Genomic DNA, 12728 nt, shown 5'->3' on the forward strand with positions numbered 1-12728 from the left:
ATATCACTTACTACCGTTTTTGTTTTTAGTTCCCGCTAATCCGCGATGAACCAAAAAAAAGCCCCTAAAATTAGGAGCTCATTTTGATCTAATCAACACTGATTAAGCTGATTATTCTTTATCGTGTACAGCTTACAGACTGTTATTCAATGTTTTGGATCTGCTCACGCATCTGTTCGATAAGAACCTTAAGCTCTACGCCTGATGCTGTGATGTCTGTGCTGATAGACTTAGACGCTAGCGTGTTTGACTCACGGTTGAACTCTTGCATCATGAAGTCTAGCTTACGGCCACAAGCGCCACCTTTCTTCAGTACTGCATTTGCTTCTTTCACGTGAGAATCTAGACGGTCTAGCTCTTCTGCTACGTCTGACTTCTGCGCAAGTAGGATAAGCTCTTGCTCAACACGAGAACCTTCAAGTTCGATTTTCGCATCTTCAAATTTGGTAAGAAGACGCTCACGTTGCCACTCTAGGATCTCAGGCATGCGTGCACGAACTTTCACTACTTCTTCAGTGATTGCATCTAAGCGCTGTACGATTAGCGCCTTCATGTTCTCACCTTCACGAGCACGAGCATCAATGAACTCTGCGATAGCATCGTTGAATGCTTCAAGTAGGTCTTTGTTGATGGCATCCATGTCTTGCTCTGGCGTTTCCATCACACCAGGCCAGTTCATGACTTGGAATGGGTTCAAACGGCTCTCTTCGCCAGTCATCGTCATTACTTGGTTCGCCGCATTGATTACTTGCTGAGCCAAACCTTCGTTAATGCTTAGTTCGCCCTTTGCAGCAGGGTTTGCTTCAAAGCGTAGGTTACATTCAACCTTACCGCGCGCTAGACGCTTACGGAAACGCTCACGCAAGATTGGCTCTAAACCACGGAACTGTTCAGGCATACGGAAGTAAGTTTCTAGGTAGCGTTGGTTTACACTACGGATTTCCCATACTGCGCTGCCCCAATCGCCTTTTACTTCTTTGCGTGCGTACGCGGTCATACTATAAATCATCGAATTTTCCTGTCTTTTATCATTCTGAAAATAACGCGCACACATAGTATCACGATATGGTGTGCTCTCGAAGCCTGTCGCTTTTCACTGTAAATAGCCTTTCGTGATAAATAGCTTTGAACGGTAAATAGATTTGCACGATAAACTGCTATATAATCTTGCCCCAATCAAAACTGTCTCACCCCTTTCTTAGGTGATGCACTCTTTCGATAGTAAATCACTTCAGACTGTTAATAAGGTAGATACCAATGCGTCCAAATGACCGCGCTGTAGATCAAATTCGTCCAATTAAAATTACTCGTAACTACACAGCTTATGCTGAAGGTTCTGTATTAGTTGAGTTCGGCAACACTAAAGTTCTATGTAATGCGACGGTAGAAGAAAACGTACCGCGTTGGTTAAAAGGCCAAGGAAAGGGTTGGGTAACGGCTGAATACGGCATGCTGCCACGTGCAACGCACACTCGTAACCGTCGTGAAGCGGCGAGCGGCAAGCAAGGTGGTCGTACGATGGAAATCCAACGTCTGATCGCTCGTAGCCTACGTGCTGTTGTTGACCTGAAAGTAATGGGTGAAATTATGATCACTGTCGATTGTGATGTTATCCAAGCAGACGGCGGTACTCGTACTGCTTCTATCTCAGGTGCAAGCGTTGCAATGGCTGATGCTATCAACAGCCTACTAGCAAGCGGCAAACTGAAAAAGAACCCAATGAAAGGCCACGTAGCGGCAGTTTCAGTGGGCATCGTTGGTGCACAAGCACTGTGTGACCTTGAGTACGTTGAAGACTCAGCAGCCGATACCGACATGAACGTTGTAATGACGGAAGACGGTAAGATGATTGAGATTCAAGGTACCGCAGAAGGCGAACCGTTCAGCCACGAAGAGCTGATGCAGCTTTTAGCCCTGGCTAATAAGGGCATTGCCGATATCGTCGAAGCGCAGAAAGCTGCGTTGGCCGACTAGTCATTTTTAATAGCTCCCAATTTGGGGGCTATTTTTTTGTCTGTAAAACCTGAAAGGGTGGTACAGGGCGTAAGTTAAGTTTTATTGAGTAAACATAGAGGATGAGCATGAAAGCATATCAACGTGAATTTATTGAATTTGCACTAGAGAAAGAAGTACTTAAGTTTGGTGAGTTTACTTTAAAGTCTGGCCGCAAGAGCCCTTACTTCTTCAATGCTGGATTGTTTAATACAGGTCGTGACCTAGCGCGCTTAGGTCGCTTCTACGCAGCAGCATTGGCTGATTCTGGCATTGAGTTTGATGTACTATTTGGTCCTGCATACAAAGGTATCCCAATTGCAACGACGACAGCGGTTGCACTAGCGGATCACCACGATGTAGACACGCCTTACTGCTTCAACCGTAAAGAAGCGAAAAACCACGGTGAAGGTGGCAACCTTGTCGGTAGCGCGCTTGAAGGTCGCATCATGTTAGTGGACGACGTGATCACTGCAGGTACTGCGATTCGTGAGTCGATGGAAATCATCCAAGCAAATGGCGCTGATTTAGCGGGCGTGCTTGTTGCTATCGACCGTCAAGAGAAGGGCAAAGGCGAACTGTCTGCGATTCAAGAAGTTGAGCGTGACTTCGGTTGTGCGATTATCTCAATCGTTAGCCTGACTGACTTGGTGACTTTCCTTGAAGAGAAAGGCACAGACGCAGCACATCTAGAGTCAGTAAAAGCGTACCGCGCTCAATACGGCATCTAATACTACTCGTAATTAGACTATAGAATGCACAAGGGGCTGATGATTCATCAGCCCCTTTTCTTTTGGTTCAGTATTCATTATTTATAACGAATGCCGCGCTCCACTTCTGGGTCTTCCATGGTCTTAAAGCGCTTGTGCAGCCACATCCACTGTTCTGGTGCTCTTAAGATAATCTTCTCAAGGTAGCGGTTCATGTAGGCGGCAGCCGCTTTCTCATCTTTCTGTGGATAGTCATCTTCGATCGATTCATCGGCCATGATCTCATACTTGCCATCGGCATTTCTAAAACCAGAACCCGGAACAAGTGCGCATCGGCTCGTATAAGCCAGAATACTAGTGCCTGTTGTAGTACATGCATCTTCTACCGCGAAGAAAGGCACAAACACTGCTTTGTTACGGCCGTAATCATGATCCGGAAGGTAGAAAAGGATCTCACCCTGACGCAGGATTCGAATCATACGCTTCACGTCTTTACGGTGAATCAGGCGGTTGCCGTTTTGAGTACGACCACGGTATTGAATGAATTCATAAGCCGGATTGTTGTGCGGGCGATAAACACCTAAACCTGAAATACCGAGAACAGCCATTGCTCGCGCAGTGATCTCTAGGTTCAAGGCATGCACACAACACAGCAGAACACCTTTGCCGTTAGCTTTATGTGTACGCAGCATTTGAGTGTCTTTATCTACTAAGATTCGCTTGAAGCGCCACGTCGGCCAAAACCAGGTAATGCCGGTTTCGATGAGTGCCATACCTGTGTTCTTAAAGTTCTCACTGACCATTGCCGCGACTTCATCTGCTGGCTTGTCTGGGAAGGCGAGCTCCAAGTTACGTGTTGCTACCGCGACACGCTTTTTACCATAGCGAGCACCCAAAGAGCCTAACGATCGGCCTAACAGCAGTAAGAGGCGATAAGGGAGAACGTTAACAATAAGCGCCAATAACCCAAAACCAAACCATACACCCCAATATTTAGGGTGAAGTAGAGCTAGAGTAAAAGGCGGCTTAGTAATCACGTGTTGTGCTGTGCCGTTTGCTGAAGAAGTTTTCGTCGTCATAACCATCACTTAAGATTTGATTGCCACTTAATTTGATTGCTACTTAATCTGAGCGCTTAGCAGTGCCCAATAAGCATCAAAGTTTTCTGTTGGTTGATATTTGAAGTCTGAGCGAACAAATCGATTCAAGCTGCCTTCAACTTGACCGAGCAGTTGAGCGGCTAAGATTTTCTCATCAACCGGGAATGATTTCCCTTCACGAAGCTTTCTTTCACGCAGGATCTGGCGAAGTTGCGTCTCAATGCGTTCGAAAAGTTGGTTGATGCGATCACGCAGGCGTTCATTTTCAAACATTAGAGCATGACCAGATAAAATTCGAGTCAGGCCTGGGTTACGTTCTGAGAAAACTAAGATAAGTTGTAGTACTAGGCGTATGCGCTCTAGCGTGTCTTTCTCTTCATCCAGAATACGGTTGATTCGAGACATCAACGCTTCTTCAATGAACTCGATCAGGCCTTCAAACATGCGGGCTTTGCTTGGGAAGTGGCGGTATAACGCAGCTTCAGAAACACCCACTTGCTTGGCCAACTTTACCGTTGTGATACGAGAAGCACCTTCGGTCGATTCCAACATTTGTGCGAGAGCTTGTAGGATTTCTTCACGACGGTTTGATTTTCGAGTACCAGCCATCTATTTACTTCCTTTCCTAAAGATGAGGATTGAGTGAAGAAAGATTATAAACACCATTCAATTCTGTTTCCTAGTTTTGTGAGCCCTAGGTCAACAGAATCGAGAGGTGTCAGCAGATTGTCAGAGCAAATCTGTGCGTTTATGCATCAATAAGCTGTTGGATCTGATCGAGGATCTGGAAACCAAGTGTGTCTTTGCTCTCCAGTGGTAGAGATTTATCGCCGCCTTCCCAATAAAGGTGCAGCTCATTGCTACTGCTATTGAAGCCTTGGCCTTCAACTGAGACGTCGTTGGCGCAGATCATATCGAGGTTCTTTCTTTCCAGTTTACCGCGTGCGTACTTCTCAACATCTTGAGTTTCTGCTGCGAAGCCGACAGTAAATGGGCGACCTTCGGTCATTGAAGCGACAGAAGCGACAATATCTGGGTTTTTAACCATTTGAATGGTCATGTCGTCTTTACCGTCGACCTTTTTAAGCTTTTGGTCTGCGATGGTCTCAGGGCGATAATCGGCAACCGCGGCGCAGCTGATGAAAATATCATGTTGAGAAGCGTTTGCTGCAACCGCATCAAACATCTGTTGTGCGCTGTCGACATCAATACGATTAACTTTATTTGGCGTTGCTAATGAAACAGGGCCGCTGATTAGAGTCACTGTTGCGCCTTGTTTCGCGGCTGCTTCAGCCAGTGCATAGCCCATCTTGCCCGAGCTGTGGTTGGTAATGTAACGCACCGGGTCAATCGCTTCACGAGTCGGGCCTGCAGTAATAAGCACAGAACGGCCAGCAAGTGGCTTAGGTTGGAAGAAGTCTTCACAGCGATGCACGAGCTGCATTGGCTCTAACATACGACCCATACCGACATCACCACACGCTTGCTCGCCAGCCGCTGGTCCCCAAATCTCACAACCACGACGTTTTAGTGTTGCGATGTTCTCTTGAGTGGCAGGGTGGCTGTACATCTGTTGGTTCATTGCCGGAGATACCGCAACTGGCGCATCGGTTGCTAGAACCAAAGTGGTCAGTAGGTCGTTACCCATGCCAGCTGTCATGCGCGCAATCAGATCAGCGGTTGCTGGCGCTAGTAATACCAAATCAGCCCATTTTGCGAGCTCAATGTGCCCCATGGAAGCCTCAGCAGCAGGATCAAGCAAACTATCAGACACTGGCCTTCCAGAGACGGCTTGCATGGTGAGAGGAGTAATGAACTCCTTGGCTGCATTCGTCATCACGACTTGTACTTGTGCTCCACGTTCAATTAAGCGTCGAGTCAGTTCGGCACATTTATACGCAGCGATACCACCACTAATGCCAAGTAGGATTTTTTTCCCAGCTAGGCCTTGTAGGTCAGCGTTATCCAGTTGATTAACCAATGTTTGCATGATTCTGTTCCTTAATTTCTCTGGGACTTACGATATCAGAACAAAGGATTAGTGCCTAGAAGCAGAATTAGAACAGATTTGACGCTCATCAAGTTGGTGTTATCAAACTTATCAATTACACGGTTTTGCTAGTGACTCGTTTCCTTTTATCTTTACCGAAGGATCTCCGATTATGATCTCATTAAGGTGGTGGGTCGTGTTCATGACTAGTGATTAGTTTTTATATGCCAATAGATAAAATGCCTGCCGAATCGATGCCGAGAGAAAAGTTATTGAGTCGAGGGCCTGATTCTTTGAGTGATGCGGAATTGCTCGCGATATTTCTGCGAACAGGGACACAAGGAATGAACGTGTTGGAACTTGCTGACAAGTTGATCAAAGACTTTGGCTCGCTCCGTCATCTTTTTTCAGCAACGCAGGAAGAATTTTGTGCCCATAAAGGGATGGGGCAGGCCAAGTATGTTCAATTACAGGCTGTGTTAGAGATGACACAGCGCTATCTAGCAGAGACGTTATCTCGCGGAGATGCACTCACTAGCCCTAGTCATACTAAGCTTTATCTTTCGAGCATGTTGCGTGATCGCCAGCGAGAAGCCTTCTATATATTGTTCCTCGATAACCAAAATAGGGTAATCAAAGACGAAGTTATGTTTGAAGGAACCATCGATGCCGCATCGGTTTACCCACGGGAAGTGGTTAAACGGGCACTTCATCACAATGCGGCGGCATTAATCTTGGCTCATAACCATCCTTCGGGTGTCGCGGAGCCCAGCCAAGCGGATAGGAGGATTACACGCCGATTGACCGACGCATTAGCGCTGGTGGACATCCGAGTTCTCGACCATTTTGTCGTTGGAGATGGCGAAGTTGTCTCTTTTGCAGAGCGTGGATGGATTTGAATCACATTTTAGGTTGTTAGTTGCGTTAAATCTGCTATTATTCCGCCCACATTTTTAGACCTAAAATCAGCTCTGATTACTCAAGCAAGCTGCGCTGCACAAAAAAAGATCACGAAATCCGTAAAAAGGATCTGTTCGGGTCTTGAGCAATGCGTGTCAAGTTAGTATAATGCGCGACCTTTGATAGCCTTGTATGGATTTTCCATAACGGTTTTTACCTTCTATTTTAATTGATAGAGAGGTTCGGCCACCAAGGTTGATATCGAGCTGAAACGATTGGAGAAGACATTCATGTCCCGAGTATGCCAAGTAACTGGTAAGCGTCCAGTAACGGGTAACAACCGTTCACACGCACGCAATGCTACTAAGCGCCGTTTTCTGCCGAACCTACAAACTCATCGTTTCTGGGTAGAGAGCGAAAAACGTTTTGTTAAACTACGTCTAACTGCTAAAGGCATGCGTATCATTGATAAGAAAGGCATCGATGCTGTTCTTGTTGATATCCGTGCACGTGGCGAAAACGTTTAAGAGGAATTAAGCAATGGCTAAAGGCATTCGTGAGAAAATTCGTCTAGTATCTTCTGCAGGTACTGGTCACTTCTACACAACCGATAAGAACAAGCGTAACATGCCAGGCAAATTTGAGATCAAAAAGTTTGATCCAGTAGTTCGCCAACACGTTATGTACAAAGAAGCTAAAATCAAGTAATTGATGCTTTTTTTGCTCTTCTTCAGTAGAAGAAAGAATTGAAAAACCCAGTTTAATCGCTGGGTTTTTTTATATCTACAATTTGAGGAACTCAATTATTCTTGCTTGATATAGCCTCTGATAGATAGAAATCTGTACAACATAGAAAGTATTGCCACTTTCACGATATACTGAATGTTCAATAGGTTAGATGAGCAGAATCAGATGAGATATCGTGGACGCCGGTGGAACAACATACTCATGTTCAGTGTGATCGCTTTTATTGGCGTGTTAAACCTTCCAACATTGATCAAAGCGTACCTTATCGAGCCTGAACCGCAGGTTGATAGCCCTTATCCTTATCTCCTGAACCCAACAGCAAAGCTTCAAGCGTTACACTTTGCTAAGTGGTCTGTCATTCAACAAGATAATCAATGGGTTTACCAGTTCGAAGATACTGACTTTCCTCAAGCCACCAATGCACAAGAGCTGTCACAACGTTGGAAAGAGCTTGTGGGCACGGAAGTCGACTCACAGACCTACACAGACCTTACGCCTCGGTTAAATACACCACACACCATCGAAGTATGGTATCAAGACCAAGAAGAGCCCCAGCGTATTACCTATTATCAATTGCCTGAGTTCTGGTTGTTAAAAAACTGGAATGATCAGTGGTTGGCGGTGTCTATTGAAGAGAGCTACCTGTTTCCAAGCTTTAACGCTAACCACTCCTCTAAATCGGACGACTAACTATGCCTGAATTACCCGAAGTCGAAGTAAGCCGTATGGGGATCTCGCCTCATTTAGTTGGCGAGACCATTAAAACCCTTACTTTTCGCACGCCTAAGCTGCGTTGGGATATCCCACAAGAGTTAAAAGCATTAGAAGGGCAGGTGATTCGCTCTATCTCGCGCCGTGCAAAGTACCTATTGATTGAAACGGATACTGGCACTGCCATTGTTCACCTTGGTATGTCTGGCTCACTACGCGTATTAGATGCTGACTTCCCAGCAGCAAAGCACGATCACGTGGATCTTAAGCTCACTAATGGAAAAGTACTACGCTACAACGATCCACGTCGTTTTGGCGCTTGGCTGTGGTCTGCTCCCGACGAAACACACCCTGTGTTACTCGGTTCTGGCCCTGAACCACTAACCGATGACTTCAACGCTGACTACATTGCTGAGAAAGCAGAAAAGCGTAAAGTGGCCGTCAAGCAGTTCATCATGGACAACAAAGTGGTGGTTGGTGTGGGTAATATCTATGCCAATGAAGCGCTATTTGCTTCACGTATTAGCCCTTTGCGCCCTGCAAGCAAAGTGACAAAACAAGAGTGGGTCTTGTTGACCAAAGAGATCAAACAAGTGCTCGCCACCGCCATTAAACAAGGTGGTACTACGCTAAAAGATTTCGCACAAGCAGATGGCAAACCGGGGTATTTCGCCCAAGAGCTGCAAGTGTATGGGAAAGCGGGTGAAAAGTGCCCAAGCTGTGAAGCTCTGATTCAAGAATTGAAAATAGGGCAAAGAAATACGTTTTTTTGCGAAGAGTGCCAAGTATAAAAAAACTGAACGCGCGTTCACTTTTTACTGCTAGTAGATATAAGTGCTAGTCGCTACAATTACATTAATGATATGAATTGAGAATAGTAGAATGAAATATTTAGTAACTGGCGTTGCCGGTTTTATCGGATCTGCAGTGTCAGAGCGACTATGCGCAGCAGGCCATGAGGTTGTCGGTATTGATAACTTGAATGACTACTACGAAGTCTCTTTAAAGCATGACCGCCTTAAACGTATCGAACATGAAAACCTGACCTTTATTGAGCTGGATCTTGCTGATAGAGAGGGCATGGCGAAGCTGTTTGCTGAGCAAAAATTTGACCGCGTGATTCACTTAGCGGCGCAAGCTGGCGTTCGTTACTCAATTGATAACCCAATGGCGTATGCCGATAGCAACCTTGTCGGTCACTTAGCTATTCTTGAAGGCTGTCGCCATAATAAGGTTGAACACCTCGTTTATGCTTCATCGAGTTCCGTTTATGGCTTGAATCAAAAAATGCCATTCCATACAGCAGACAGTGTTGATCACCCGATTTCACTGTACGCCGCGACTAAGAAGTCGAATGAGTTGATGGCGCATACCTATTCTCATTTATACGACGTACCAACGACAGGTCTTCGCTTCTTTACGGTTTACGGCCCTTGGAGTCGCCCTGATATGGCGATGTTCAAGTTTGCGAATCTAATCGTAGCGGGCAAAGAAATCGACATTTATAACAACGGCGACATGATGCGTGACTTCACTTATATCGATGATATTGTTGAAGGTATTATTCGTGTTCAAGATCGTATTCCAGCCAAGCAACCAGATTGGACCGTTGAGCAAGGGTCACCAGCAACCAGTTCTGCTCCGTATCGCGTGTTTAACATCGGTCACGGCAGCCCGGTTAAATTAATGGACTACATCGAAGCATTAGAAGGTGCTCTAGGTGTTGAAGCGAAAAAGAACTTCATGCCAATGCAGCCTGGTGATGTGTACGCGACTTACGCTGATACGGAAGATTTGTTTGAAGCGGTTGGCTACAAGCCTCAAGTGAAGATCCAAGAAGGCGCAAAAGCTTTCGCAGATTGGTATAAGGCCTACTACTCGCTGTAGTAATTGATAGCTTTGAATTAAAAATAGCGCTCAATGAGCGCTATTTTATAGGTAATCGCATGATTGCTGTTTAGGTATAAGCATAAAGAGAGGGGGCAATTTAATGTGAGTGTACTTTTCCTAGACCTAGAATTTTGGTCTGAACTCTTTATCTAGTACTGCAAGGTGATAAAGGTTTGTTGATAGATTAAGTGCCATACTCTTTATTTTGTTCACAATCTTCATAAAGGCGACAGAATAGTCTTTTCTACCTTTATGTTTACGACTACCGATAATTGACGGCCGTTTACTACGCTGTAATCCAGCAGAAGAAACACCAAACATGGGGTGCTTATGAATCCAAGTATTCCTTAAGAATACATCAACTGGATAATTAAAAGTTGAACTTTGTTCGATGAAAGCTTGTGCCGCTTTGGGAGATATAGCATAGCAGGCGGTTCCTTGAGGAACTTTCAAATACTTTACAAGATGCTGTGTATCGTACTTATCAACTGAATAATGTAGTCTATTCTTACTGTCTTGTAAGCGAATAAAACCACACTGCTCAATATGCTGCTCGGCGATAGTCAAAGTATTGCGAAATATATCGATATCAATATCGGCATGATCTTCGAAGACTAAAATGGGTTCATTTAACTCTATGCATTTTTGCCAAATAAGATAATGGCTTGCATAACACCCCACTTCCCCAATTGCATGCGGTCTACCCATATTGTGTAAAAAAGCTCTATCGTGAATTCTTGTTAGTAGAGGATGTTCATCGGTTCGTGCATCCACTCCGATAAAAAACTCAAAATCAACCTGAGCATCCTTAAGGGCGTTAGCTGTTGATTTTTGCCTACAATGGTTTGCTTTTAAGGTAATACAGTATGATTTCATAAAGCTATATTGATGTATTTATTCACAAGAAATTATGTTATCACTCGTTTGGCTTTTTGTAATGATTGTTCGCTTTGTTAGAGGTTATGGTTGTGACGAACCTCAAGAGTGTTCGGGGTTCGCATTATCTGATTCATCGGTTCTGCAGTGTCAGAGCTAATATGTAGGGGTCTAAATGAATTTATCTGTCTCAAAAAATAGCGCTCAATGAGCGCCATTTTTTTCGGTGTAGGTAAAGAGAATTACTTGGCAGTCTTCAGCTTTATCTCGGCTGCCACCTTTTGTGGTACAAACTGGCTAATATCCCCTCCGTGTATAGCGACTTCACGAACAATGGTTGAAGAGAGGAAAGCATACTCTTCTGAAGGGGTCAGAAATACGCTTTCAAGGCCAGGTAGGAGCTTACGATACATGCTAGTGAGACCAAACTCGTACTCAAAGTCCATGGTTGTTCTTAGACCACGTACTAATACGTTTGCTTGCTGCTGTTTAGCAAAGTCGACTAGTAACCCTGAGAATCCCTCTACAGATACGTTAGGTAAGTGAGACACCGCATCACGTAACAACTCTACACGTTCATCTAACTCAAACATGGTTTTTTTACTTGGGCTCGCTGCTACTCCAACAGTGATATGGTCAAACATGCTAGCGGCACGAACAATGATATCAAGGTGGCCATTGGTCACCGGATCAAAAGTTCCTGGATAAATAACGTGTGTGCTCATTTTAGCTGTCCTTGCTTAATGTAGTGTTCGAATTCGGTGCTTTACTAGAGTTTAAGGCCTTATCGAGTTGCTGCTTTACCATATCGAGTGTGATGTCTTTCATCAGGTCATCGCCTTTAGCACGGGTTCCCCATGGAAGGTCTGCGACTGGTTTACCTTGTTGTGCTTCTACGTGCTGTTGATAAACACTCACTACGATATCGAGATCGTTGTAAGGTCCTGTTCTACGAGGGTCGCTGTGTGCGTACAAGCCGATTACAGGCGTTGACTGCGTAGTTGCCAAGTGGGCTGGGCCAGTATCAGGTGCCAATACCACCGTTGCATGTTTCAGTACGGCAGTCAGTTGCTTCAAGTTCGTTTTGCCAATCAAGTTGGTTACTGGCGACTGGCATAATTTTTCGATGTCGCTACCAAGGTTAACTTCTCTTGGTGCCGGAGAACCACATAACACCACTTGCATGCCTTGTTCGACAGCATAATCAGCAATAGCTGCATATCGCTCAGTTAACCAATTGCGTGAATCTTTGCTTGCAGCTGGGGAGATAACCAAGGTCGGCTTGTCTGCCATGGTGCTAATTGCGAGTTGTTCATCTTCAGGTGTTAAAGGGATATCCCATTGAGGCTTATCGAAGGGGGCACCAATGTAGCGAGCAAATTCGGCAAAGTTATCCAACACATGAAACTTATCTGAAATAGGTAGATGGTGGTTGGTAAAGAGTGACTGCATTTCACGAGTACGGTTTTTGCCAAATCCCACTTTGCACTTCGCCTTTATTCCCCAAGATAGCACGCTGGCTCTGAGTGCGGCTTGCATATGCAGAAGTGCATCAAATTTACGATCAGATAGCTGACGCCATAATTCACGCATTCCTTTGAAGCCTTGTTTCTTATCGAAAACAATCACCTCAATACCGGGTAGATCGCCGATCAGCATGGCTTCTATTTTGCCCGTTATCCAAGTGATTTTCGTTTCAGGCCACTGCTTCTGGATGGCTTGAACCACAGAAATAGCATGACAAACATCGCCAATCGCGGAGAGGCGAAGTATGCAAAGAGATTGAGGTGCAGTTGAGAACAGTGACATAAA

At 45.1% G+C, this 12728-nt stretch carries 15 protein-coding genes; 8 read left to right on the forward strand and 7 right to left on the reverse strand.

Going from position 1 to position 12728, the window contains the following annotated elements:
* Positions 1 to 142: 142 nt before the first annotated feature.
* Positions 143 to 1009 carry a YicC/YloC family endoribonuclease gene (locus ACED41_RS17855; protein WP_017063084.1) on the reverse strand — a complete coding sequence of 289 codons (867 nt, stop codon included), beginning with the start codon at positions 1007 to 1009 and terminating at the stop codon, positions 143 to 145.
* A 248-nt stretch (positions 1010 to 1257) separates the two neighbouring features.
* Here ACED41_RS17855 and rph point away from each other — a divergent pair, with 248 nt between their 5' ends.
* Together rph and pyrE are read left to right on the forward strand one after the other, a co-directional pair.
* Positions 1258 to 1974, forward strand: a complete 717-nt coding sequence (gene rph / locus ACED41_RS17860; RefSeq protein WP_009847983.1) for a ribonuclease PH — start codon at positions 1258 to 1260, stop codon at positions 1972 to 1974.
* Positions 1975 to 2081: 107 nt separating this feature from the next.
* Complete coding sequence (gene pyrE / locus ACED41_RS17865) at positions 2082 to 2723, forward strand: orotate phosphoribosyltransferase (RefSeq protein ID WP_017059267.1); 642 nt, start codon at positions 2082 to 2084, stop codon at positions 2721 to 2723.
* Positions 2724 to 2800: 77 nt separating this feature from the next.
* Here pyrE and lpxL read toward each other — a convergent pair whose 3' ends face one another.
* The 3 genes from lpxL to coaBC form a co-directional block, all read right to left on the reverse strand.
* A complete protein-coding gene (lpxL, locus tag ACED41_RS17870; RefSeq protein ID WP_371725378.1) occupies positions 2801 to 3781 on the reverse strand; it encodes an LpxL/LpxP family Kdo(2)-lipid IV(A) lauroyl/palmitoleoyl acyltransferase in 981 nt (326 codons plus the stop codon).
* A gap of 39 nt (positions 3782 to 3820) precedes the next feature.
* Positions 3821 to 4411 carry a nucleoid occlusion factor SlmA gene (slmA, locus tag ACED41_RS17875; protein WP_004741428.1) on the reverse strand — a complete coding sequence of 197 codons (591 nt, stop codon included), beginning with the start codon at positions 4409 to 4411 and terminating at the stop codon, positions 3821 to 3823.
* A gap of 139 nt (positions 4412 to 4550) precedes the next feature.
* The gene (gene coaBC, locus ACED41_RS17880; protein ID WP_371725379.1) at positions 4551 to 5792 is read right to left on the reverse strand and encodes a bifunctional phosphopantothenoylcysteine decarboxylase/phosphopantothenate--cysteine ligase CoaBC; all 1242 of its coding nucleotides are present in this window, start codon (positions 5790 to 5792) and stop codon (positions 4551 to 4553) included.
* A gap of 224 nt (positions 5793 to 6016) precedes the next feature.
* On the opposite strand from coaBC, the gene radC reads away from it, so the two are divergent.
* From radC to ACED41_RS17910, 6 genes are all read left to right on the forward strand, one after another.
* The gene (gene radC, locus ACED41_RS17885) at positions 6017 to 6691 is read left to right on the forward strand and encodes a DNA repair protein RadC (protein WP_048607667.1); all 675 of its coding nucleotides are present in this window, start codon (positions 6017 to 6019) and stop codon (positions 6689 to 6691) included.
* Positions 6692 to 6982: 291 nt separating this feature from the next.
* A complete protein-coding gene (gene rpmB, locus ACED41_RS17890) occupies positions 6983 to 7219 on the forward strand; it encodes a 50S ribosomal protein L28 (protein ID WP_004728407.1) in 237 nt (78 codons plus the stop codon).
* 13 nt (positions 7220 to 7232) lie between these two features.
* Entirely contained in the window at positions 7233 to 7400 is a 168-nt protein-coding gene (rpmG, locus tag ACED41_RS17895) for a 50S ribosomal protein L33 (RefSeq protein ID WP_002535344.1), read from the forward strand.
* Between the two features lie 204 nt (positions 7401 to 7604).
* The gene (locus ACED41_RS17900; protein WP_032546317.1) at positions 7605 to 8129 is read left to right on the forward strand and encodes a hypothetical protein; all 525 of its coding nucleotides are present in this window, start codon (positions 7605 to 7607) and stop codon (positions 8127 to 8129) included.
* A gap of 2 nt (positions 8130 to 8131) precedes the next feature.
* Positions 8132 to 8941, forward strand: a complete 810-nt coding sequence (gene mutM / locus ACED41_RS17905) for a bifunctional DNA-formamidopyrimidine glycosylase/DNA-(apurinic or apyrimidinic site) lyase (protein ID WP_229648012.1) — start codon at positions 8132 to 8134, stop codon at positions 8939 to 8941.
* 91 nt (positions 8942 to 9032) lie between these two features.
* Positions 9033 to 10037, forward strand: a complete 1005-nt coding sequence (locus ACED41_RS17910) for an NAD-dependent epimerase (RefSeq protein WP_010433784.1) — start codon at positions 9033 to 9035, stop codon at positions 10035 to 10037.
* A gap of 126 nt (positions 10038 to 10163) precedes the next feature.
* On the opposite strand, the gene ACED41_RS17915 is transcribed toward ACED41_RS17910, so the two are convergent.
* The 3 genes from ACED41_RS17915 to ACED41_RS17925 form a co-directional block, all read right to left on the reverse strand.
* The gene (locus ACED41_RS17915; protein ID WP_016792613.1) at positions 10164 to 10916 is read right to left on the reverse strand and encodes a glycosyltransferase family 25 protein; all 753 of its coding nucleotides are present in this window, start codon (positions 10914 to 10916) and stop codon (positions 10164 to 10166) included.
* A gap of 242 nt (positions 10917 to 11158) precedes the next feature.
* Positions 11159 to 11641, reverse strand: coding sequence for a pantetheine-phosphate adenylyltransferase (gene coaD, locus ACED41_RS17920; RefSeq protein WP_010433787.1), 483 nt, complete (start codon positions 11639 to 11641; stop codon positions 11159 to 11161).
* A gap of 1 nt (position 11642) precedes the next feature.
* Entirely contained in the window at positions 11643 to 12725 is a 1083-nt protein-coding gene (locus ACED41_RS17925; protein ID WP_017063093.1) for a glycosyltransferase family 9 protein, read from the reverse strand.
* Positions 12726 to 12728: the final 3 nt, after the last annotated feature.

The sequence above is a fragment of the Vibrio sp. 1F255 genome (assembly GCF_041439145.1).
Lineage (GTDB): Bacteria > Pseudomonadota > Gammaproteobacteria > Enterobacterales > Vibrionaceae > Vibrio > Vibrio crassostreae_C.